The following is a 22,524-nucleotide window of genomic DNA, read 5'->3' on the forward strand; positions in this document are numbered from 1 at the left end:
GCTTTGGCTTTGGCTTTGGCTTTGGCTTTGGCTTTGGCTTTGGCTTTGGCTTTGGCTTTGGCTTTGGCTTTGGCTTTGGCTTTGGCTTTTTCCCTTCTCCCGTTCACGGGAGAAGGTGCCCCGAAGGGGCGGATGAGGGGGAGCTTTGGGTTTTGCGGTAAAGCCCCTGCCGAGCATGGCTCGGCACTACAAGCATCGCTTGGCTCTGCTTTAGCCCTTCTCCCGCTTCCGGGACTGCAACCCCCTTCTGGGGAGAAGGTGCCCCGCAGGGGCGGATGAGGTGCTTTATTTGCGGGCGGTGAAGATCGGGGTCAGGTAGTCGGCCTTGCCTTCGATACGCTCCAGCGTCGGGTAACGCAGGCCATCGTGGTAGTCGATGCTCAGCGTGCGGTAGACATCCATTTCCTTGACCAGCAGGCGTACCGGCTGCTTGCTGTCCTTGGCTGCACGCACCGCTTCTTCCAGTTCATCGGCGCTGTACTGCAGGTCATTCACCGCCAGCACCTGCATGCCGGTGCCAACGCCGGCATTGAATGCGGCGCTGTCCCAACGCACTTCATTGACGTAACCGGCAGGGCTCAGCGACACACCCAGCGAATAGATGAAGTTGGCACCACGGCCCTTCATCATCGCCTTGAAGTAGGCGCTGGGCTTGTCCTTGTAGACCAGCTTCCAACCCGCTGCCTCGATGCCACCAACCAGGCCGGCGCGATGATCCACGCGCTCAGCCAGGAACTTCGACCAGTCGCCGGTAGGCTGCACCTGCTCCAGGGTCGCGGCAACGTCGTCAAAGGTATAGGTGTCCGGGCGTTCCCATTGGCCGTCGTTCTGGCCGAAGAAGGCCTTGGCGAAATCGTCCAGGCTGCGCTTGCCGCCGCTGAGCGTGCGCAGGCGAACGTCGGCTTCCAACCACAACATCTGCCCACCCTGGTAGTAATCCTCGCTCATCTGGTAGCCGCGATAGGGCTTGGGCTTGCGACGGGCGATCACCGGGTCGTTGGTGGTGTCGCCGAGCGAGCGCCACTCCAGGCCGGGGCGGTTATCGGCATAGGTGGCCGCCACCATCGCCAGCGCATCGCGCGAGGCTTCCTGCGGGCGGATGCCGGCGCGGGCGGTCAGCACATTGCCCCAGTACTGGGTTTGGCCTTCGTATACCCACAGCAGGCTGCCCTGCATCGGCACGTTGTAGTTCAGCGTGGCCAGGTCGGCCGGGCGACGGTATTTGCCATCCCAGGAATGGGTGTATTCGTGGCCGAGCAGATCGCTGCTGCCGATCTTCGCGTCCCAACCGCTGAAGTAGTCGCGGTCTTCGCTGTTCTCGCTGGAGCGCTGGTGCTCCAGGCCAATACCGCCAAGCTGGTTTGTCACCGCGAACAGGAAGTCGTAGTGGTCGTAGTGCTCGGCACCAAACAGCTTGCGTGCCTGGGTGACCAGCGCGCGATGCTGTTCGATGTGCTCGGGCTTGGCTTCCAGGTCCTTGGCGCGATCGGCAAATACGTTCAAGCGCACCGGGCGGGTGCCGGCCGGGGCCAGCTCGAACATGCGGTGGTAGCGGCCGGCGAAGACCGGCGAGTCGACCAGGATTTCGAGATTGGTCGGTGCGTAATTGACGGTGTCGCCATTGCGGCTGGCCACGGTCAACGCGCTGGCCGCGTCCCAACCCTGCGGGTAGCGCGCACTGGCCTGGTAGGTGATGGCATGCGCGGCGTGGCCGGCCGGGTACAGCAGCATCGCGTTCCACTGCAGGTTGAGCATGTTCGGCGTCATCACCGTGCGGCCCTGCGCCGAATCGGTGGGACTGAGGAACTGGAAGTCCATGCGCAGTTCGCTCACGCCCTCGGGCACCTGCACGTTGAAGGTGTAGACATCGAGCGGATCACGCACCCATTGCAGGCGTTGGCCGTTGGCATTGATCACCAGGCCGGCCAGTTTCTCGATCTGGCCGGTGGGCGAATGGCTGCCCGGCAACCAGGCCGGGTAATGGAAGCGCAGCAGGCCCGGTTGTACCGGTACCGTCTGCCGCACCTTGAACACGCGCTGGCCCAGGTCGGTGGCGTCGACTTCCAGGCGGATGGTGCCCGGGTACGCGGCTTCGCTGATCTTCACCCCGCGTGCATCCACATCAGCCACCTGCGGCGACGCATAGGCCAAGCCCATGGCGGCCATCAGGGCCACCCCCAATACTGCAGGACGGAACACATGCATCAGCAACCTCTCACTTATCTGAGAGGGCCATGATGCGACAAGCCTGCAGGGCATGACACGGGCCGATGGTCATCTGTGCGGGTTTTGGCTTTGCGGGTTCTGGTTGTTGTGGGAGCGGTGTGAGCCGCGAAGCCGGCAATGCCTGCGGGTTCGGCATTGCTGGCTTCGCGCATCGCCTCGGTGTGGATCTGGTTGTCTGCTGCTGCGGAAGAAACAGTGGCTTCGCGGCTTATGCCGCTCCTACACAGCAGTGGTGGCTTCGCGGCTTGCGCCGCTCCTACAAATGACAATCAGGTTCTTACAAATATCTCCACGCGGCGGTTGAGCTGGCGGCCGCCGGGATTGTCCTTGCCGTTGACCTCGTTGGCTGCCACCGGCTGCGTTTCGCCATAGCCGTGCGCGCTGGCATCGGTGGCACTGCCGCGCTCACGCAAGGCCGCCAGCACAGCTTGTGCCCGGCGCTCGGACAGGTTCTGGTTGTAGTCGTCGCTGCCCTTGGCATCGGTATGGCCGCGGATCTCCATCGCACTGGAGGGCACCTTGCCCAGCGCCGTCGCCAGCACATCCAGTACCTTGCCGGCGTCGGGACGGATGGCGTCCTTGTCGAAATCGAACAACACCTTGTCGTTGAGGGTGATGACATACCCACACGGCGCGCCGGACGGCTTGAACTTGTCCAGCAGCGGAAACTGGCCGGCCGGCGGCAAGGGTGCCAGCGGCGCCATCTTCACCTCGCGCGGTACCGCGCCCACGGTGCCGGTGCCATCGCCGCGGTTTTCAACGATGCTCTCCGGGCCGCCAATCCACTTGCCCGAACCATCGGCATTGATCTCGATGCTGCCCTCGGCGCCCACCCAGCTGCCCGAACCATCACCATGGTTCTCGATGGTGCCGAAGCCCCCCACCCAACTGCCGGCGCCCTTGCCATCCAGTTCGATATTGCCGTGGCTGCCGACATAGGTACCGGAACCATCCGCATTCACTTCGAAGGTGCCGGCATCGTTGACGACGCTGCCGCTGCCATCGGGCTTCACTTCCACCACGCCGTCGCCGGTAACCGCCTGGCCACTGCCATCGGCGCCGATATTGAATACGCCATGCCCACCTACGCGCTCCAGGTTGCCCTGGGCATCGACATTGGTGAAGCCGCTTTCATTGACCAGGCCACCGTCGGTGGCGCAATTGGCCGGGCGCACGCTGATGCCCGCCAGCGGATCGATCAGCGATTGCATCGACAGCTCCAGCCGTTTCTGCGCCGGGCCACTGCCGATGATGCTGGGCACCATGATGGTTGGTATCACCGGGAATTCGATGCTGCCGGCGGTGAGTACCTCGCTACCGGCCGATGCTGCTGCCGGTGCCGCCGCAGCGGCAGCGTCCGGTGTTGCAGCAGCGGTTTTATCGGGGGATGGCCCACGCCCGCAGGCAGCGACCAGAACGGTGGCACAGGCCAATGACACGACAGCAACACGCATGCAGCAACTCCGTTTGTGCGAATTGCATAGTTTTGCCAAGCCGGCGTTCAATTTCCGTGACCATCACCGGCTTGTCGCTCAGGACTCATCCAGCGCCGCGAACGATGCGGCCAGGTGATCAATGAACAAACGCACGGACGGCAGCAGGCCACGCCGTGACGGGAACACGGCGTGGACGATCTCCTTCGGCGGTGCCCAGTCCGGGGCCACATTGACCAACTGCCCAGCCTCCAGCGCATCGCGCACGATCATCGTTGGCAACTGCGCCACACCCACGCCCGCCAGTGCGGCCGCACGCAACGCCGTCATGCCACGGGTTATCAGGCGGGGATGATGCGGTACTTCGGCAATGGCGCCGTCCGGGCCGACCAGGCGCCAGCTGTGCTCGCCCTGCGGCACGCCCAGCGCAACGCTGGGCAATAGATGCAGATCGGCAGGGCCGTGCGAGTGGCCATGCCTGTCCAGCAGCGAGGGCGCAGCCACCAGGCACTGGGTGCGCTCGGCCAGCACCTTCAGCACCAGCTCGCTGTCCTCCAGCGGTGGCGGGCGCACGCGAATGGCGACGTCGAAGCCTTCGGCGATGACATCGACGCGGCGATTGGTGGCGTCCAGGTGCACTTCCACGTCCGGGCAATGCGCCATGAAATCGGCCACCATCGCTGCCACCCGGAAATCCAGCAGCATGGTCGGGCAGCTGACCCGCACCACGCCACGCGGCTGCGAGCGGGTCACCTCGATCGACTCAGCGGCCGCCTCGGCTTCGACCAGCATCGCCCGGCAATGGGCGTAGAAGGTCTGGCCGATCTCGGTGACCGAGAAATGGCGGGTGGAACGTTGGATCAGCCGCACCCCCAGGCGTTCTTCCAGCAGCGCGATGCGCCGGCTCAGCTTGGACTTGGGCTCGCCCAGCGCGCGCCCGGCCGGGGCAAAACCACCGTGCTCGACCACCTTGGCGTAGTAGTACAGGTCGTTCAGGTCCTGCATGCCGGCTCCAGCGTTCGTCAGATAGGACTATGAGACCATTTTTTGCCGTCTACCGGCGTGATCGTCCCAAATCTATCTTTGCTCCATCGCTGGCGCACCCCGCGCCGCCCAAGGAGCAGACAGATGAAGAAGATCAGTGGCCTGTATAGCGCCCCCCGCCCGCATTGGGTTGGTGATGGCTTCCCGGTCCGTTCGTTGTTTTCGTACAACACCCATGGCCGCCAGCTCAGCCCGTTCCTGCTGCTGGACCATGCCGGCCCGGCCGAATTCAGCCCCACCGACAGCCCGCGCGGCGTCGGCCAGCACCCGCACCGTGGCTTCGAGACCGTCACCATCGTCTATGACGGCGAAGTGGCGCACCGCGACTCCACCGGCGCCGGTGGCGAGATCGGCCCGGGCGACGTGCAGTGGATGACCGCTGCCTCCGGCATCCTGCACGAGGAGTTCCATTCCGAGGCGTTCACCCAGCGCGGCGGCAAGCTGGAAATGGTGCAGCTGTGGGTCAACCTGCCGGCCAAGGACAAGATGGCGGCGCCGGGCTACCAGAACATCGGCAATGCCGACATCCCGGTTGTGCCGCTGGCCGATGACGCCGGCAAGGTGCGGGTGATTGCCGGTGAATTCGGCGGCCAGCGCGGCCCGGCCCGCACGCATACGCCGATGGACGTGTGGGACCTGCGCTTGTCGCGCGACAAGCACACCACCCTGCAGTTCGCGCAGGGCCACACCGTGGCGATGGTGGTGCTGCACGGCACCGTGCAGTTCAACGGCAGCCAGCTGGTTCGCGAAGGCCAGATGGTGCTGTTCGACCGCGCTGCCGGTGAAGTGGAAATGGAAGCCAATGCCGACGCCACCGTGCTGGTGCTGGCGGGCGAACCGATCGACGAACCCATCGCCGGCTACGGCCCGTTCGTGATGAACACGCAGGAAGAAATCCGTCAGGCGATGGACGACTTCAACTCCGGCCGCTTCGGCCAGATCGCAGCGTAATCCGCCGATGACCGGGTTTAACCACCCGGTCATCTTTCTCTCGCGCTGGCGTTACCCCGTCAGCGCGACCCTGCCCACCCAGTGGTGAGATAGCCATGTATACCTTCCCTCAAGTAGCCAACTTCAATGGCGCAAAACCCGTCATCGATCCGGACAACGTCGCGATGTTGTTGATCGATCACCAGAGCGGCCTGTTCCAGACCGTGCACGACATGCCGTTCACCACCTTGCGCAGGCTGGCCTCGACCTTGGCCAAGCTGGCTTCGCTGGCGAAGATCCCGGTGATCACCACTGCCTCGGTGCCGCAGGGCCCGAATGGCCCGCTGATTCCGGAAATCCACCAGAACGCGCCGCACGCGAAATACGTGGCACGCAAGGGCGAAATCAACGCCTGGGACAACCCCGATTTCGTGCAGGCGGTGAAAGACACCGGCAAGCAGCAGCTGATCATCGCCGGCACCATCACCAGCGTGTGCATGGCGTTCCCGTCGATTGCAGCGGTAGCCGAGGGCTACCAGGTATTCGCGGTGATCGATGCCTCCGGCACCTATTCCAAGCAGGCGCAGGAAATCACCCTGGCGCGGATGATGCAGGCCGGCGTCGTGGTGATCGACGTGGCCGCGGTTGCCTCGGAACTGCAGAAGACCTGGAACCGCGAAGACGCCGCCGAATGGGCGCAGGCGTACACCAACATCTTCCCCAACTACCAGTTGCTGATCGAGAGCTACAGCAAGGCGCAGGAAGTGGTGACCAACCACGAGCAGCTGGATTCGCAGCGCAGCTGAGCCCTGTCGCGAGCTGGCTCCGCTGCAGCCGCGAGGCGGAGCCAGCACCGCCATTGAACGTGCAACAGTCCACATCGCCGGTAATTCCCATGTCCGAGCTATTCATCAATGTTGTTCTTTACGCCAAGCAGGGTCGCGAGCAACAACTGCACGACGCACTGAAAGTCGTCGTCGATGCATCGCGCAAGGAACAAGGCGCGCTGCGCTATGACCTGTATCGCGACCAGGCAGACCCACGCCGCTTCATCTTCGTCGAGCACTGGGCCAGCCACGAGTTGCGCGAGAAACATCACCACCACGGCCCGCACATCAAGTACTTCGAAGCGCACCACGCCGACGCCGTCGAGCGCACGGAAGCGGCGTACTTCATGGACCTGGTCAAGTAAGTCCCCCGTTTACCCCGCCGCCATGTGCGGCGCGATGCCCAAGCGCGTGCTGCGCCTCCAGCACCCCAGAAAGGAAACTCGCCATGACCAGTGAAACCAAGCGTGACCCCAAGCGTGACGACCTGCTGACCCCGGAAAACTCGGCACTGATCGTCATCGACTACCAGCCGGTACAGGTGAACTCCATCGCCTCGATGGATCGCCAGCTGCTGGTCAACAACATCGTCGGCGTGGCCAAGGCCGGCAAGGTCTACGGCCTGCCGATCGTGCACTCCACGGTCAACGTGAAGACCGGCCTGAACCACCCGCCGATCCCGCAGTTGCGCCGCGTGCTGAAGGATGAGCCCACCTACGACCGCACCACCATCAACTCCTGGGAGGACGTGGAGTTCCGCAAGGCCGTGGAAGCCACCGGCCGCAAGAAGCTGATCATGACCGCTCTGTGGACCGAGGCCTGCCTCACCTTCCCGGCGCTGGACGCACTGCGCGAAGGTTATGAGGTGTATGTACCGGTGGATGCCGTGGGCGGCACCTCGCTGGCCGCACACGATGCGGCATTGCGTCGCATCGAGCAGGCCGGCGGCAAGATGATCAGCGTGCCGCAGCTGTTCTGCGAACTGCAGCGCGACTGGAGCCGCGCCGATACCGCCAAGCAGTTCATGGAGCTGTTCATCAGCACCGGTGGTACCGCTGGTATCCAGTTCTCCTACGACGCTGCCGAGTAAGCAGATAGCGCCTGTCCCTCTCCTGCAAACGGAGAGGGACAGGCGCGAGGGCTTCATGTTGCGGCAGCCAGGAACTCAACAGGCATCGTGCCGGTTGTGACTTCCTGCATGAATACGCAGGCACTATCCGAAGGTCCAGTTCCGCGCTTCGCCCTTGCCGCGCTACCGTCCCCCGGTTGTTTCCACACGGTAGTAGCCCATGCAATCCACCACCCAAGACACCGCCTCGGCGCGCTTCGCCATCCGCTGCGCGAACTTTGCCGAGCGCTGGTTCCCCGACTCCTGGGTGTTCGCCGCCCTCGCCCTGGCTGCGGTATCGCTGGCCGCGCTGTCCATCGGCGCCGCACCTACCGACACCGCCAAGGCCTTCGGTGACGGCTTCTGGAGCCTGATCCCCTTCACCATGCAGATGGCCTTCGTGGTGATCGGCGGCTATGTGGTGGCCTCGTCCGGCCCCGCCTCGCACCTGATTGATCGCTTGGCGCGTGTGCCCAAGAACGGTCGCACCGCCGTCGCCCTGGTGGCCATCGTCTCGATGACCGCTTCGCTGCTGAACTGGGGCCTGAGCCTGGTCTTCGCAGGCCTGCTGGTGCGCGCCCTGGCCCGCCGCAGCGAGCTGAAGATGGATTACCGCGCCGCCGGTGCCGCTGCCTATCTCGGCCTGGGCGCGGTATGGGCACTGGGCCTGTCCTCATCGGCCGCGCAGCTGCAGGCCAACCCGGCCAGCCTGCCGCCGTCGATCCTGTCGATCACCGGCGTCATTCCGTTCACCGAAACCATCTTCCTGTGGCAGTCCGGCGTATTGCTGGCCGCGCTGGTGCTGGTGTCGCTGGTGATTTCCTATTTCACCGCGCCGGCCGCCAACTCCGCGCGCGATGCCGCCGATTGCGGCGTGGACGTCACCACCGATGCCGCCCCGGCCAAAACCAAGCCCACCCGCCCGGGCGAGTGGCTGGAACACAGCCCCTTGCTGATCCTGCTGCTGGTGGCCCTGGCTGCGGGCTGGTTGATCCACGAGTTCAGCACCAAGCCGGCGATCCAGGCCATTTCCGGCCTGAACACCTACAACCTGCTGTTCCTGATGGCCGGCGCGCTGCTGCACTGGCGCCCGCGCAGCTTCCTCGATGCGGTGGCGCGCGCGGTGCCGTCCACCACCGGCGTGCTGATCCAGTTCCCGCTATACGGTTCCATCGCCGCCATCATGACTACGGTCAACGGCAGCGAAGGCCATAGCGTGGCGCACATCATCTCCACCTTCTTCACCCAGATCGCCAGCCACGACACCTATGCGCTGCTGATGGGCAGCTACTCGGCAGTGCTGGGCTTCTTCATCCCGTCCGGCGGTGGCAAGTGGATCATTGAAGCGCCGTACGTGATGCAGGTAGCCAATGATCTGCATTACCACCTCGGCTGGTCGGTACAGATCTACAACGCTGCAGAAGCGCTGCCCAACCTGATCAACCCGTTCTACATGCTGCCGCTGCTCGGCGTGCTCGGCCTGAAGGCACGCGACCTGATCGGCTTCACCTTCGTGCAGCTGCTGGTGCACACGCCGCTGGTACTGCTGCTGTTGTGGGCACTGGGCGCAACCCTGACCTATACGCCGCCGGTAATCCCCTGATGCAATAAACGAAGAGGCCACGCAAAGCGTGGCCTCTTCGTCATGTAGTGCCGAGCCATGCTCGGCAACAATCCCGCTCGGCAACAATCCCTCCCGGCAAGCGCCACCCAAACCAACACCTACTTCCCAGCCACCTCATCACGTCCGGGAATCGGCGTCTCAGTCCCCAGCGCCTCCACCACATACAAACGCTTCACCAATACAAAGATCACCACCGTCATCGGCGCGGCCAGGATCACCCCCGGCAAGCCGAACAAGGCACCAATCCCGAACAACGAAATGAGCAACAAGGCCGGCGGCAGATCCACTGCCCGCTGTTGGATCAGCGGCTGCAATACATGGCCTTCGATCTGCTGCATCACCACGAATACCGCCAGCGCACCCAACGCCACCTGCGGGCTGACGGTGAAGCCCAGCAACACCGCCGGTATTGCTGCCAGGATCGGACCGACGATCGGCACAAAGTCCAGCAAGGCAGTGATGATGCCCAGCCCAAACGCCACCGGCACGCCCAAGGCCCACAGGCCCAGCCCGGTCAGCGTCCCCACTACCAACATCGCCAGCAGCTGGCCACCCAGCCAGGCCCGCAAGGCCGTGCCGCTGGCATCGAAGGCATCGCCCATCAAGGCGCGCCGGTCCTTGGGAAACAATTTCAGCATGCCATCACGGTAGACCTTGGGCTGCGCCGCCAGATAGATCCCGCCAACCACCATCAACACCATATCGGTGAGGTTGCCCGAGGCCGACATCGCCAGCGCGCCGGCCTTGCTCGCCAGCCCACTCATGCTGGCATGCAGCTGGTCGATGCCCTGCTTGGCCATCGGCCCCAACGGACTGGCGTCCAGCCAATCCTTGAAGTGCGCCCAGGCCTGCGGCAGTGATTGCTTCAAGGACTCCATCTCGCCCGCCACCTGCGCACCAAACATCCACATCAGCAGCGCGAAACCCACCACCAGCAGCACCAGCACCACGCCCAGTGCGATGCCGTCCGACAGCGGCGTGAAGCGCGTGACCAGGCGCACCAGCGAGTGCAGCAGCACCGCCACCACCACTGCACCGAAAATGACCAATACCAGGTCCGACAACTGCCAGACCAGCAAGCCCAGACCGATCAAGGCCAGCGTGACCAGTACGCGTGCCACGTAGGGCCGCAATGAGGTGGAAGATTCCATGGCGTATCCGCTCCGGCGACAGGCCGGTGATGGAGCCACGTTAGGAAAATGGTTGCGTGTTCGTTGTGATGAAAACGGGTACGCAGTGCTTGCTCGCTTTGTTGAAGTACATGGTTTCCCGGTGCGAAGCCCGGCCAACGTCAATGACTTCCGCCCCATTGCGCACACGCCCATGCCCCGCCACGCTGCAGCCAGCCACCTTCAGGAACCGGCCATGACTATGTCAGCTGCACTACGCGCGTTTGTCGTGGGAATGCTTTGCCTTGCCGGTAGTGCCGTTGCGGCGCCACCGGATGCGGCCACCCTGCAGGCCATCGAGGCCACCGCTTACGACTATATGGACGGCCAGCTGGAAGGCGATGTGGCGCGGGTAACGCGCGCCCTGCATCCGGATCTGGCCAAGCGCAATGTGGTTGCCAATCCCAATGAAACCCTGGGGTTGGGGCGGATGAGCTCGGATGAGCTGATCCGCTTCACCCGCCAGGGTGCGTTGAAGACGCCGCGTGAGCAGTGGCAGCGAACGGTGACGGTGCTGCAGGTGGATGAGGATATTGCGACCGTGCGGCTGGAAAGCCCGTGGTTCATCGATCATCTGCAGATGGGCCGGTTTGATGGGCGCTGGGTGATCGTCAATGCCTTGTGGCATCGGAAGGTTCGCGGCGGTTGAGTGCTTTGGGGGCTTTTAGGGACTGCTTGTCAGGAGCTTCCCCCACCCCAACCCCTCCCCCGCAGGCGGGAGAGGGGCTTTGCTTCGTTCCGGCTCTGTTTCGGCTCCGGCTTTGCTTCGTTCTGGCTTTTTCTTGAGCTGCCACTGAACAGACTCGGCAAAGCCCGTTATCGTATGCGGCTTCTGCCTGCAGCCTGCCGCGCCCGCCCATGAGCCAGACCGACGTAGTGCCCTCCGCTTCAGAACATGGCAGCTGCGAGAACTGCCGCACGCCGCTGCATGGCCACTTCTGCCATGGCTGCGGGCAGTCGGCGCATAACCCGCTGAAGAATTTCGGGCACGCGGTCGAGGAAGTATTCGAATCGTTCTGGCACCTGGATGGGCGCATTTTCCGCACGCTGCGTGACCTGCTGGTGCCGGGGCGGGTGACGGTCAACTTCCTCAAGGGCCAGCGCGTGGGTTACGTGCAGCCGCTGCGGCTGTTCGTGATCCTCACCATTTTCACCTTCTTCGTCGGCAAGCTGACCCTGCATGCCGATGACTTCGGCACCGGTACCAATGCCGACCCGGCCTATGCCAAGGCGCAGACCGTGGCCGAGGTGGAAGCCGTGCGTGCCGCGCAGACGGCGCAGCTGGAACAGCAGCAAACGAATAACCCCGCCGCGGCTGCGGGCTTTGCGATGGCCACCGCTGCGATCAATACGGCGGCGGCCCAGCGCACGGCCGAAATCGAAGCCAACGTGCAACCCGCCGCCGATACCAGTCCCTCGGCGGTAGCGCGCGCCAACCGTGCCGCCGCGCGCGCCGCGTCCGGCCAGCGCGGCACCTTCATCAACATCCCGGTCAACGACAAGCCCTGGGACCCGGAAACCAACCCCATCGTGCTCGATGGCTGGCCGACCTTCGTCAGCAACTGGCTCAACCACCGTCTGGCCAATGGCCAGGCCAATGTCGACCGCATGGGCAGCAAGACCGATCTGTATGTGCAGGCCATCCTCACCGCCCTGCCCGGTGCGTTGTTCTTCCTGATGCCGATCTTCGCGCTGGTACTGCGCATCGCCTATGTAGGGCGATCGATGGGTTACCTGGAACACCTGGTGGTGGCGCTGTACAGCCATTGCTGGCTGATGCTGGTGCTGCTGACCACCTTCCTCATTGCCGGCATCAGCAGCGCGATCGGCAATGCCGTGCTCAGTTCGATCTGCGTCTGGCTGTACGTGCTGCTGTGGTTTGCCGTGCCGGTGTATCTGTTCTGGATGCAGCAGCGCGTTTACGGCGGCAACCCGATACTGACGATGCTGCGCTACACCTTCATCGGCGGCATCTATCTGTTCCTGGTCACATTCGTGGTGATGTACGCGGTGCTGGCCGGCGTCTCGGCCTGATTCACCGTAGCCCGGGTAAGCGCAGCGCACCCGGGGTTGTGACCGCCCGGTCGAAAAGACCTCCGGATTCCTGCTTCCCGGGTGCGCTGCGCTTACCCGGGCTACGGTGCTTACGGAGGCTACGGTGCCTGTTGGTGCAACGGTTCAAGCCTGCGCTTGCTGCAGCCAAACCTTGCGGGCAGTGGCTGAGTGGAAACTCCAGGCAACAAAGCGGCTCTGCTTGTTGCCCTGTGCCATCGCCACTTCGCGCACTTCGGCAGCGCCAACCTTGCCCAGCTGCTTGCGGATATCGGCCAGGTGCTCGCTCTTGGCAACCAGCGAACTGAACCACAGCACCTGCTGCTGGATGTCCACGCTTTCGCGGATCATCCGCCGCAGGAAGGACGCCTCACCGCCGGTGCACCACAGCTCGTTGGCCTGACCACCGAAGTTGAGCGCCGGTGCCTTGCTGGCGCGTGCCTGCGTGCCCCCCAGGTTGCGCAGCTTGCGTTGGCTGCCCTGTGCCGCTTCCTTGGCCGAGGCGTGGAAGGGCGGGTTGCACAGGGTCAGTTCGAAACGCTCATCGGCCTGCAACAGGCCGGCGAACAGATTGCCGCGCGCAGGCTGCAGGCGCAGCGCGATGCGTTCACCGAGGCCGTTGGCCTGCACATTGGCATTGGCGGCCTGCAGCACATCGGCATCGATATCGCTGCCCAGGAAACGCCAGCCGTACTCGGCCTGCCCCAGCAACGGATAGATGCAGTTGGCGCCAACACCAATGTCCAGCGCGCGCACGCCGGGGCCGCGTGGGATCACCCCGTTGTTGTCTGCCGCCAGCAGATCGGCCAGGCCATGCAGATAGTCCACCCTGCCCGGCACCGGCGGGCAAAGATAGCCGTCCGGGATATCCCAATGCTGGATGCCGTAGTCACTGGCCAGCAGCGCGCGGTTGAGCTCGCGCACGGCCACAGGCTTGCTGAAGTCGATGCTGTCGGTGCCTGCGGGGGTGCGGATCAGGTGCGCACGCAGGGCTGGATTCACCGCGACCAGCCGCACCAGGTCGTAGCGACCCTGGTGGCGATTGCGCGGATGCAGCAGCGGCTGTGCCGATGCAGCGGCAGGCTTGGCACGTGGGCGTTGAGGCGAAGAAGTCATGTGCGTATTGGAACAAACCGGAGACATTGGTTGTTTGTAGGAGCGGCGTGAGCCGCGAAGCACGTACATCATCAGGCCACGCCCGCTCCTGGCGCTTCAGCAAACGCGACTTCGCGGCTGATCGCATCCACGGGCCAAGGTTCAGACATTTGCCTGTACGACGCTGATGCAAGATCCGCTGCGACAAGCCTACCCCTCCCCAACCCTCCCCTTTGCTGCGCAAAAGGGAGGGAGCAGAAGCCGGGGCGCTGAAGCACCCTGACCCAGACACATCCAGCCTCAACCAGCGGCGGTTGCCTTGCCCAGATCCAGCTGCTGCACGTTCTGCAGCAACTGCGCGCCATCCGCACCCACGCGCAGCGCCAGCGCCGCGGCAATCGCCGCATATGCATCACCCAGCACTTCAGCCTCATTCTGGCTGGCATCGATGAGCTGCTTGTTGGGCAGATCGAGCTGCTGGAAGATCACCCGGCAGCGCTCCAGGTTCTGCGCCGTCTCGAAGTGGTTGGGCTTGTCACCACGGGCGCGGATGCGCTCCAACCCCTGTTCCGGCAGCAGGTCCAGCAACAGCAGCAGGTTCGGCCGCGGGGCGAAATCATTGGCCTGCAGCATCTGGTCCAGCGGCAGCCCGGCGGCACCCTGGTAGGCCACCATCGACGGGAAGTAACGGTCGAGGATGACGATCTCACCGCGGGCCAAGGCCGGGGTGATGACCTCATCCACATGCTGACGGCGGTCATGCAGCAGGTATTCCACCTCCTGCTCCGGACTCAGCCGGCCGGTGGCGGCGGTGGCGCGCAGGCGCGTGCCCCAGGGGCCGTTGGTCGGCTCCTTGCCCAGGACGACTACAGCCCCTGCAGCGCGCAGGTGCTGGGCCAAGGTATGGGCGAGTGTGGTCTTGCCGGCGCCATCAATGCCTTCGATGGCAATGAGCAGGCCGCCGGGAATCTGTTGGTTATCCATGGGCGCTACTTTAATCCGATCCGGCCGATACCACACGGCTGGGAAGGGCCGCAGCAGGGTCAACCGCCATGTCTGGAACAGTCCGCCGTCAGCGCTCGGGCGCGGTGCAGCCGTGGGCGGCGCAGTACTCTGCAGCCCGCTGGCGCTCGTCCTCGGTCAGCTCCGGTGGTGGCCGGGCAATGGCGGACTGGATCTGGTCGGGGCCGCCGGTGAGCTTGTTCAGGCCCTGCGCGGCCTTGGTAATGCCGTAAACGATGCCCATCATCACGTAGCCGCCGCTCATGCCGACCTGCTCGGGCGTGGGTGGCTCGCTCCAGTTCTTGCTGAAGCGGTTGGGTGCGGCCTGCACCGGGTTCTTGAAGCGGTACAGGTCAAGCGGTTCGTCATCCTCGGGCTTGATGGCCCGCACTTCGCCCAGGGTGGTGACGTTGCCTTGTGCCGGTACTTCTACCGCATCGCTGGGCTCGGCCTGGGTGTTGCCAGCACGCTCCGGTTCAACGACTACGGGCCCTTGAGCCGCGACCGGCGCGCTTGCCGGCACGGGTTGCTGCGCCTGTGCCATCCCCGCCAGCATCATGCCGGCCAACAATGTGGTCCATTTTGCCGGTAATGCCACAGCCACCCACCCTGCCTGTTGCGCGTCGCCGCCAGCATACGCAGGCGTTGCTTCACTTTTTGTTGGCGCCGCGCCGCTCGTTCAGCAAGTCGTAATGCCATTAGGTCTCACGGCGTGAGACGCCAATATGCTTCCATGATGCTCTTTGATCGGCAGTTGCGTGCATGGCGTTTTCCCTCGCTCCCCGCACCGAAGCCAGCGAACGGGCGCTGGCAACCACCGATGGCCTGCCTTCGCGTGACGGCTCGCTGCTCGGCCAGCGCCTGGCGCGGCGCTACAAGGACCGGGTCACCGGCAGCTTCACCATTCCCGGCCGTGAGGGCAGCTATGCGCCCATTCCCGATGACGTGCCCGAGGCGCTGAAGGCGGCTCTCAAGGCGCGCGGCATCGAGCAGCTGTACTCGCATCAGGCCGAAGCCTGGGATGCCAGCCAGCGCGGCGAGCACGTCGCCATCGTCACCCCTACCGCATCCGGCAAGTCGCTGTGCTACACGCTGCCGGTGGTGAGCGCGGCGATGCAGGGCAACGCCAAGGCGCTCTATCTGTTCCCGACCAAGGCCTTGGCGCAGGACCAGGTGGCCGAGCTGCTGGAGCTGAACCGGGCCGGCGATCTGGGCGTCAAAGCCTTCACCTTCGATGGCGACACGCCCGGCGATGCGCGGCAGGCGATCCGCCTGCACGGCGACATCGTGGTCAGCAACCCGGACATGCTGCACCAGGCCATCCTGCCGCATCACACCAAGTGGGCGCAGTTCTTCGAGAACCTGCGCTATGTGGTGATCGACGAGATCCACACCTATCGCGGCGTGTTCGGCAGCCATGTCACCAATGTGCTGCGCCGGCTCAAGCGCATCTGCGCGTTCTATGGTGTGCAACCGCAATTCATCCTGTGCTCGGCCACCATCGGCAACCCGCATGCACATGCCGAGGCGCTGGTCGAAGAGAAAGTGCACGCCATCACCGAATCCGGCGCGCCCACCGGCCCCAAGCACGTGCTGCTGTGGAACCCGCCGGTCATCAACCCTGACCTGGGCCTGCGCGCGTCTGCGCGTTCGCAGGCCAACCGCATCGCCCGCATCGCGATCAAGAGCGGGCTGAAGACGCTGGTGTTCGCGCAGACGCGCTTGATGGTGGAGGTGCTGACCAAGTACCTGAAGGACATCTTTGACAACGACCCGCGCAAGCCGGCACGCATCCGCGCCTATCGCGGTGGCTACCTGCCCACCGAGCGCCGCGAAGTGGAGCGGGCGATGCGCGCGGGTAACATCGACGGCATCGTCAGCACCTCGGCGTTGGAGCTGGGCGTGGATATCGGTGCGCTGGATGTAGTCATCCTCAATGGCTATCCGGGCAGCGTTGCCGCCACCTGGCAGCGCTTCGGCCGCGCCGGTCGTCGCCAGCAGGCGGCGCTGGGCGTGATGGTGGCCAGCAGCCAGCCATTGGATCAGTACGTGGTGCGGCATCCGGATTTCTTCGCCAATGCCACGCCGGAACACGCACGCATCTCGCCGGACCAGCCGCTGATCCTGTTCGACCACATCCGCTGCGCCGCATTCGAACTGCCATTCCTGGCCGGTGAGCCGTTCGGCCCGATTGATCCGCTGGTATTCCTGCAGGCGCTGGCCGAAACCGAAGTGGTGCACCAGGAAGGCGACCGCTGGGAGTGGATTGCCGACAGCTATCCCGCCAATGCAGTGAGCCTGCGCGCGGTGGCCGATGGCAACTTCGTGGTGGTGGACCGCAGCGACGGCAAGCAGCAGATCATCGCCGAGGTGGATTATTCCGCCGCCGCACTCACCCTGTACGAAGGCGCCATCCACATGGTGCAGAGCACGCCGTATCAAGTGGAGCGGCTGGACTGGGACGGCCGCAAGGCCTATGTCACCCGCACGCACGTGGACTACTACACCGACAGCATCGACTACACCAAGCTCAAGGTGCTGGATCGCTTCGACGGCAACGGCGCCGGCCGCGGTGATTCGCACCATGGCGAAGTGCATGTGGTGCGGCGTGTGGCCGGCTACAAGAAGATCCGCTACTACACCCACGAAAACATCGGCTACGGCCCGGTCAACCTGCCCGACCAGGAACTGCATACCACCGCGGTCTGGTGGCAGTTGCCGCAGGCCACGCTGCTGCGCAGTTTCGCGCAGAAGCAGGATGCGCTGGATGGTTTCCTCGGTGCGGCCTATGCACTGCATATCGTCGCCACCGTCGCGGTGATGGCCGATGCGCGTGATCTGCAGAAGGCAGTGGGCAACGGCGACGGCGCCTGGTTTGCGGTGGCTGACCAGACCGGCCGAGGCCAGCTTCGCGGCAACGAAGCCGGCGAAGGCTCGGTGGAACTGATGCAGAGTTTCGTGCCGACGGTTTATCTCTACGATAACTTCCCCGGCGGCGTGGGCCTCAGCGAGCCACTGTGGCTGCGTCAGGGCGAATTGGTAACGCGTGCCCTGGAACTGGTGGAGCGCTGCGACTGCAATGCCGGCTGCCCGGCCTGCGTCGGCCCGGTGCTGGCCGCGCAGGAAGATCAGAAGGGCGAGACGCCACGTTCGTTGGCCCTGAAGGTGTTGTCGCTGCTTCATGCCGAGCGCTGTGAGCAGGTACAGGCCGTTGCCGCAGACGAGGCACTCGACCTGCTGCCATGAGCATCAGCCTGGACAAACTGAAAGCCCTGCGCAAGCAGGCAGGGTTGTCGACGGCGGCGCCTGCAGGGTCTGTAGCACCCATCGATGTTGTGGGAGCGGCGTCAGCCGCGAAGCCAACGATGTCGGATACCGCAAAGGTAACTGTTGCTGCGGATGCATCCGGTTCTTCGTCGGCTGCGGATGCTTTGCCAGCTTCGCGGCTTACGCCGCTCCCACAAGAACAGCGACAGCAGAACTCTGTATTCGGCTGGGTCGAGCAGATCCAGCACAAGCCCGCACAGCCGCAGGATGGCGCTGCGTTGCGCCGCCTGCTGGCCACACGCAATCGCGCAATTGCGCCCGCTTCGCCAGTCGAGCGCGGGCCGGTGGATCGTGATCTGCCCGGCACCGAAATCGCCCCCGGCCTGCATCTGATCGAAGCCTTCATCCCGCAGGCCATTCCCGCGCAGCCCTTGTCGCTGGCTTTCAGCAAACGTCCGGAAGAAAGCGTCGCGCCGCAGGATCTATTGTTCTTCGACACCGAAACCACCGGCCTGGCCGGCGGCACCGGCACCCGCGCGTTCATGATCGGCGCGGCCGATTGGCATCACGATGCAGCGCGCGGCGAAGGCCTGCGCGTGCGTCAGCTGTTGATGTCGACGATGGGCGCGGAGAGCGCGATGCTGGAATTGTTTGCCAGCTGGTTGGCGCCGACCACGGTACTGTCCAGCTACAACGGCCGCTGCTATGACGCGCCGCTGCTGAAGACACGTTATCGACTGGCCCGCCGTGGCGATCCGATCTCGGCGCTGGATCATGTGGACTTGTTGTTCCCAACCCGCCGCCGTTATCGCGGCACCTGGGAAAACTGCCGCCTGGCAACCATCGAGCGGCACCTGCTGCTGATCGCACGCGAGGATGATTTGCCCGGTTCGGAAGCGCCTGCGGCGTGGCTGAGCTATCTGCGCGGTGGCAGCGCGCGCAACCTGCGCCGTGTTGGTGAACATAACCATCAGGACGTAGTGACCTTGGCGCAACTGTTCCTGCGTTTGGTGCAGGCAGAAGCGGATGAGCGGGCGGAGTTGGCGTTGGAGACTGAGCGCTGAGTTGTTGTTGCTCGCCTCGCTTCACTTCAAGAGCCTACCCCTCCCCAACCCTCCCCTTCGCTTTCAGCGAAAGGGAGGAGCCAAGCTCTGCTCCCTCCCTTTGGCGTAGCCAAGGGGAGGGCTGGGGAGGGGTGCTTTTGCCTGGGATCTAAAGCCAGACACCAGCAAGCCCTCCCAAAAAATCACCCACCAACCGGTCGCGCAATCCCGCTGTTGATCGCCTGCCGGATCATCTGCTCGGCCTCACGATTGGCTTTGGCACTTGCCGCGGCCTGCTGCCGGCCTAGCTCGGCTTGCTGCTCGCCCAGCTCGATCTGTTGTGCAGCGTTCCCGCCGCTGCGCTGTCCATTCTCGTTCGACTGTTTATCCAGCAGATGCTCTTGCTCTTCCAATCGCGCCTGCGCGTAACCCAGACGTATCTCATCGACATACAAAGTTTGGAAGCGGTCGAGCAGCGTGCCATCTCGAATCACGTACTCTCGACCATCGCGGCGCACCCAAAGCAAGCCCTTGCCGTCATCTAGAGGTTCTACGCTGGAAAGATCTATTGATGAATCACTCAGCAACAACTTGTCCTTATAGATAAGCGCATGACCATCTGCATTGCTTGGCGATTCTCCATCCAGTTCATCTGTCAGCAGGGTGATGCTCTCGTACTCATGACTTTTGTATCCAACGGGCGTCTTTTGAGCAGAAGACGTTGCCTCTGGTAAGGACTTATCTTGAACCTTGCCGTCGATAGGCATGCCGGTGTAATCATCCCCCGTGATCGACGTTGCTGCCGCAGAAAGTAATGCGGGCTTCGCCACCAGTCGCATCGGCAGTACGCCCATCAGTGCAACGGCTGTCAGAATCAGGCCCGCACCGAATCGCGAAAAGGAAGACGTATCCTGCAACATGAGTAATCTCCGTTTGAGGCTGAGAAAAGTCGGTGATGCGCTCGCAAGACCAGTACACGGCCGGGAGGCGACGCCCAGCTGTAGCAATAGGCGCCCATAGCGTTGGCGGCAATGACGATCACCAGCGACCACTTCCGCATCCACGGCTGCTTCGCGAGAAATCCCATATTCGCGAACAGCCAGGTGCATTGCGGGATTGAAAAAGAACAGATGTTTGGCCAAGGCCGGCACCAGGCCCAGCCACAGGTCATGCCGCCGCAAATGGACAAGCTCGTGGGTCAGCGCCATCTGTAGTTGGTTCCGATCCATACGCTGCAACGCATGAATCGGCAGCATTAGCACCGGACGCCACGGGCCGATCAACTGAGGCGAATCAATCCGGTTACTCAGCACCACTCGAGGGGCACGGCGTACACCGCATTCAGCCATAACAAGCGCTAGTTCATCGTTGATCTTTTCATCACAGCACGGCTGGGCGGCACGCAACTGATCGCGACTGCAGCGCAATGCCACCAGCGTGCGAATTCCCCCCACCGCAACACCAACCAGCCAGATGGCCATCAGCACCATCTCCCACGACCAATCGTTTTTTTTTGGCTGTAGCGGTACAGCGATAGTCGTAGGAGCCGTCGTAATGGTACCGCTCGCCAAGGGTACGACCGCAGTCATCGCTGCGTCCGTAGCCGGTAAGAGCGGTAGCTGCAAGGGTGACGCCCAGATCAGCCCAATCACCGACTGCAATGCTACCAACCACCAGAGAGCGCACTGGGTACTGGGAGGCAGTCGTCGTGTATATCGGCACAGCAACCATACAACCAGCACCAGTAACCCGGTCTGCGCGCTGGTTGCCAACAAACGTGCGCCTAGCAATTCAAGGGTTAGGGACACCTGTGATCCTCCTTTCACCGCAGCTGCGGTTTTCCAACCATCGCTTCCAATGCGCAAGCTCCGCTGTCGTTTACCTCACCCACCAATCGGTCGCGCAATCCCGCTGCTGATCGCCTGCCGGATCATCTGCTCGGCCTCACGATTGGCCTTGGCACTTGCTGCTGCCTGCTGCCGGCCCAGCTCGGCCTGTTGCTTGCCGAGCGCCGACTGCTGTGCCGCCAGGCTTTCCATCTCTGCACGCATCGCCGGGTTCTCCATCTCCTCCCGCGCCTGATCAAGCTTGCGTCGTGCTTCTTCGGATGCACGACGCTGTGCGTCGCTGCGTGCACCCGAACTCAGCGCCAGCTGTGCCTGCTCGTTGGCCAGCTCACCGATGCGCGCACCGATCTCGCCCATGCGCTCACCGATTTCACCCTGACGGTCACCCAGCTGCCCCTGTCGGTCACCCAACCTGCCCTGCGCATCACCCAGACGCACGCTTTCGGCATACAGCTGTTCAAAGCGCGACAAGGTTGCCGCATCACGCACCACATAGCGTTTGCCGTCACGGCGCACCAGCAACACGCCCTTGCCATCGTCCAGCTGCTTGGCTTCGCGCAGATCAGCCATGGTGCCATTCATGACGTTGTGGTCGCCCTTGATCAGCACATAGCCATCGTTCTGGTTGTTGGAAAGGTGGATCACACCCTGTGTTCGCAACGGAGCCGCAGGTGCGGCAGGGGCCGCCGGCGGTGCTGGCGGCACAGCTGCACGGGGCGGCGCAGGAGGCGCTGGCGGTGCCGGGGGCACTGCCGCGTCGGCAGCACCGGCCACCACCGTGCGCGTCACCGAACGGGCAACCGGCGCTGCCGGCGGCGCTGCAGGTGCAGCCACGGGTGCCGGTGGTGCAGGTGGCGGCGGCGGTACCGGCATGGCCACCAGCCGCAGCGGTGCAACGCCGACCAGGGCGACGGCAGCCAGGATCAAGGCCGCACCGACGCGCGGGAAAGAGGACGTGTTCTGCAACATCAGCAATCTCCGCTTGAGACTCAGAAAGGTAGGCGAGGCGCTGGCCAGGCCGGCGCCCGGCCGTGGCGCGACGCCCAGTTGCAACAGCAGGCGTCCGTAGTGCTGGCGGCAATGCCGGTCACCGGCGACGACGGCGGCATCCACCGCCGCTTCGCGGGCAATGGCGTATTCGCGGGCGGCCAGGTGCACCACGGGATTGAAAAAGAACAGGTGTTGGGCAAGTGCAGGCACCAGACCCAGCCACAGATCGTGGCGTTGCAGGTGCACCAGTTCGTGGGTCAGGGCCATGTCCAGCTGGTCATCGCCCATGCGCTGCAGACCACGCGCAGGCAACAGCAATACTGGACGCCATGGGCCAATCAACTGCGGCGAATCGATCGCATTGCTGAGCATCAGCCGCGGTGCGCGGCGCAGGCCGTGCGCTTCGGCGGCGAGTGCAAGCGCGGCGTTGAGTTTGTGATCGCGGCAAGGCTGCGCAGCCCGCAGCTGGGCGCGGCTGGCACGCAGTGCCAGCACGGTACGCAAACCCATCACCAGCACGCCGGCCGCCCACATCGCCATCAACACCAGGCTCCATGACCAGCTGCTATCTGCAGGCAGGGGCTGCATCACGATGATCGGCGCGGTGGTCACCGGTGCAGCGGTTGCGGCAGCCTGCACCATCATCGGCCCGGCATCGACCGCAGGCAGCAACGGCAACTCCAGCGGCGACATCCAGAACAGACCAACCACGGCCTGCAATGCCACCAACCACCACAGCGCACATTGGGTGCTGGCCGGCAGACGCCGCACGTAGCGGCACAACAGCCACACCAGGCCCGCCAGCAGCGCGGTCTGCACACTGGTGGCCAGCAGCCGACTACCCAGCAATTCAAGCGTCATCGACAT

General features: G+C 64.0%; 17 protein-coding genes and 1 pseudogene. 9 read left to right on the top strand and 9 right to left on the bottom strand.

What is annotated here, in order from left to right; genetic code table 11:
• Window positions 1-285 precede the first annotated feature (285 nt).
• The 3 genes from ABB27_RS13015 to ABB27_RS13025 form a co-directional block, all read right to left on the bottom strand.
• Window positions 286-2,205, bottom strand: a complete 1,920-nt coding sequence (locus ABB27_RS13015; RefSeq protein WP_057629247.1) for a M61 family metallopeptidase — start codon at window positions 2,203-2,205, stop codon at window positions 286-288.
• Window positions 2,206-2,495: 290 nt separating this feature from the next.
• On the bottom strand, window positions 2,496-3,680 hold the full coding sequence (locus ABB27_RS13020) for an OmpA family protein (RefSeq protein WP_057629224.1): 1,185 nt from the start codon (window positions 3,678-3,680) through the stop codon (window positions 2,496-2,498).
• A 78-nt stretch (window positions 3,681-3,758) separates the two neighbouring features.
• Complete coding sequence (locus ABB27_RS13025) at window positions 3,759-4,664, bottom strand: LysR family transcriptional regulator (RefSeq protein ID WP_057629225.1); 906 nt, start codon at window positions 4,662-4,664, stop codon at window positions 3,759-3,761.
• A gap of 123 nt (window positions 4,665-4,787) precedes the next feature.
• Between ABB27_RS13025 and ABB27_RS13030 the strand changes: the two genes are divergently transcribed.
• The 5 genes from ABB27_RS13030 (at window position 4,788) to ABB27_RS13050 (ending at window position 9,171) form a co-directional block, all read left to right on the top strand.
• Entirely contained in the window at window positions 4,788-5,654 is an 867-nt protein-coding gene (locus tag ABB27_RS13030) for a pirin family protein (protein WP_057629226.1), read from the top strand.
• 95 nt (window positions 5,655-5,749) lie between these two features.
• On the top strand, window positions 5,750-6,439 hold the full coding sequence (locus ABB27_RS13035) for an isochorismatase family protein (RefSeq protein WP_057629227.1): 690 nt from the start codon (window positions 5,750-5,752) through the stop codon (window positions 6,437-6,439).
• Between the two features lie 89 nt (window positions 6,440-6,528).
• Entirely contained in the window at window positions 6,529-6,825 is a 297-nt protein-coding gene (locus ABB27_RS13040; RefSeq protein ID WP_057629228.1) for a putative quinol monooxygenase, read from the top strand.
• 83 nt (window positions 6,826-6,908) lie between these two features.
• A complete protein-coding gene (locus ABB27_RS13045) occupies window positions 6,909-7,550 on the top strand; it encodes a hydrolase (RefSeq protein ID WP_057629229.1) in 642 nt (213 codons plus the stop codon).
• A gap of 199 nt (window positions 7,551-7,749) precedes the next feature.
• Entirely contained in the window at window positions 7,750-9,171 is a 1,422-nt protein-coding gene (locus tag ABB27_RS13050) for a short-chain fatty acid transporter (RefSeq protein WP_057629230.1), read from the top strand.
• Window positions 9,172-9,290: 119 nt separating this feature from the next.
• Here ABB27_RS13050 and ABB27_RS13055 read toward each other — a convergent pair whose 3' ends face one another.
• A complete protein-coding gene (locus ABB27_RS13055; RefSeq protein WP_057629231.1) occupies window positions 9,291-10,343 on the bottom strand; it encodes an AI-2E family transporter in 1,053 nt (350 codons plus the stop codon).
• A gap of 214 nt (window positions 10,344-10,557) precedes the next feature.
• Here ABB27_RS13055 and ABB27_RS13060 point away from each other — a divergent pair, with 214 nt between their 5' ends.
• A complete protein-coding gene (locus tag ABB27_RS13060) occupies window positions 10,558-11,010 on the top strand; it encodes a nuclear transport factor 2 family protein (RefSeq protein ID WP_057629232.1) in 453 nt (150 codons plus the stop codon).
• Between the two features lie 209 nt (window positions 11,011-11,219).
• On the top strand, window positions 11,220-12,395 hold the full coding sequence (locus ABB27_RS13065; RefSeq protein WP_057629233.1) for a DUF3667 domain-containing protein: 1,176 nt from the start codon (window positions 11,220-11,222) through the stop codon (window positions 12,393-12,395).
• 144 nt (window positions 12,396-12,539) lie between these two features.
• Here the strand turns inward: ABB27_RS13065 and rlmF are convergent, their stop codons facing one another.
• The 3 genes from rlmF to ABB27_RS13080 all read right to left on the bottom strand — a co-directional run bounded on the left by rlmF (window position 12,540) and on the right by ABB27_RS13080 (window position 15,114).
• Window positions 12,540-13,529 carry a 23S rRNA (adenine(1618)-N(6))-methyltransferase RlmF gene (gene rlmF, locus ABB27_RS13070; protein WP_057629234.1) on the bottom strand — a complete coding sequence of 330 codons (990 nt, stop codon included), beginning with the start codon at window positions 13,527-13,529 and terminating at the stop codon, window positions 12,540-12,542.
• 279 nt (window positions 13,530-13,808) lie between these two features.
• Entirely contained in the window at window positions 13,809-14,492 is a 684-nt protein-coding gene (gene tmk, locus ABB27_RS13075; RefSeq protein WP_057629235.1) for a dTMP kinase, read from the bottom strand.
• 88 nt (window positions 14,493-14,580) lie between these two features.
• On the bottom strand, window positions 14,581-15,114 hold the full coding sequence (locus ABB27_RS13080) for a hypothetical protein (RefSeq protein WP_425477543.1): 534 nt from the start codon (window positions 15,112-15,114) through the stop codon (window positions 14,581-14,583).
• A 158-nt stretch (window positions 15,115-15,272) separates the two neighbouring features.
• On the opposite strand from ABB27_RS13080, the gene ABB27_RS13085 reads away from it, so the two are divergent.
• Both ABB27_RS13085 and ABB27_RS13090 read left to right on the top strand, forming a co-directional pair.
• Complete coding sequence (locus ABB27_RS13085) at window positions 15,273-17,756, top strand: DEAD/DEAH box helicase (protein ID WP_057629236.1); 2,484 nt, start codon at window positions 15,273-15,275, stop codon at window positions 17,754-17,756.
• Window positions 17,732-18,841 (top strand): annotated as a pseudogene (locus ABB27_RS13090) (ribonuclease H-like domain-containing protein); the annotation flags it as partial. The gene ABB27_RS13085 and the pseudogene ABB27_RS13090, both read left to right, overlap by 25 nt.
• A 182-nt stretch (window positions 18,842-19,023) precedes the next feature.
• Here the strand turns inward: ABB27_RS13090 and ABB27_RS13095 are convergent.
• Together ABB27_RS13095 and ABB27_RS13100 are read right to left on the bottom strand one after the other, a co-directional pair.
• Window positions 19,024-20,646: a M56 family metallopeptidase gene (locus ABB27_RS13095; protein ID WP_338061724.1), complete on the bottom strand. Its 1,623-nt coding sequence runs from the start codon at window positions 20,644-20,646 to the stop codon at window positions 19,024-19,026.
• 57 nt (window positions 20,647-20,703) lie between these two features.
• Window positions 20,704-22,524 carry a M56 family metallopeptidase gene (locus tag ABB27_RS13100; RefSeq protein WP_057629238.1) on the bottom strand — a complete coding sequence of 607 codons (1,821 nt, stop codon included), beginning with the start codon at window positions 22,522-22,524 and terminating at the stop codon, window positions 20,704-20,706.

It is taken from the genome of Stenotrophomonas terrae, from assembly GCF_001431465.1.
Lineage (GTDB): Bacteria > Pseudomonadota > Gammaproteobacteria > Xanthomonadales > Xanthomonadaceae > Stenotrophomonas > Stenotrophomonas terrae.

Bases quoted from the DNA above. Each gene is read 5' to 3' on its own strand.
- ABB27_RS13015 (WP_057629247.1), bottom strand. From the start codon at position 2,205: ATGCATGTGTTCCGTCCTGCAGTATTGGGGGTGGCCCTGATGGCCGCC.
- ABB27_RS13020 (WP_057629224.1), bottom strand. From the start codon at position 3,680: ATGCGTGTTGCTGTCGTGTCATTGGCCTGTGCCACCGTTCTGGTCGCT.
- ABB27_RS13025 (WP_057629225.1), bottom strand. From the start codon at position 4,664: ATGCAGGACCTGAACGACCTGTACTACTACGCCAAGGTGGTCGAGCAC.
- ABB27_RS13030 (WP_057629226.1), top strand. From the start codon at position 4,788: ATGAAGAAGATCAGTGGCCTGTATAGCGCCCCCCGCCCGCATTGGGTT.
- ABB27_RS13035 (WP_057629227.1), top strand. From the start codon at position 5,750: ATGTATACCTTCCCTCAAGTAGCCAACTTCAATGGCGCAAAACCCGTC.
- ABB27_RS13040 (WP_057629228.1), top strand. From the start codon at position 6,529: ATGTCCGAGCTATTCATCAATGTTGTTCTTTACGCCAAGCAGGGTCGC.
- ABB27_RS13045 (WP_057629229.1), top strand. From the start codon at position 6,909: ATGACCAGTGAAACCAAGCGTGACCCCAAGCGTGACGACCTGCTGACC.
- ABB27_RS13050 (WP_057629230.1), top strand. From the start codon at position 7,750: ATGCAATCCACCACCCAAGACACCGCCTCGGCGCGCTTCGCCATCCGC.
- ABB27_RS13055 (WP_057629231.1), bottom strand. From the start codon at position 10,343: ATGGAATCTTCCACCTCATTGCGGCCCTACGTGGCACGCGTACTGGTC.
- ABB27_RS13060 (WP_057629232.1), top strand. From the start codon at position 10,558: ATGACTATGTCAGCTGCACTACGCGCGTTTGTCGTGGGAATGCTTTGC.
- ABB27_RS13065 (WP_057629233.1), top strand. From the start codon at position 11,220: ATGAGCCAGACCGACGTAGTGCCCTCCGCTTCAGAACATGGCAGCTGC.
- rlmF (WP_057629234.1), bottom strand. From the start codon at position 13,529: ATGACTTCTTCGCCTCAACGCCCACGTGCCAAGCCTGCCGCTGCATCG.
- tmk (WP_057629235.1), bottom strand. From the start codon at position 14,492: ATGGATAACCAACAGATTCCCGGCGGCCTGCTCATTGCCATCGAAGGC.
- ABB27_RS13085 (WP_057629236.1), top strand. From the start codon at position 15,273: ATGGCGTTTTCCCTCGCTCCCCGCACCGAAGCCAGCGAACGGGCGCTG.
- ABB27_RS13100 (WP_057629238.1), bottom strand. From the start codon at position 22,524: ATGTCGATGACGCTTGAATTGCTGGGTAGTCGGCTGCTGGCCACCAGT.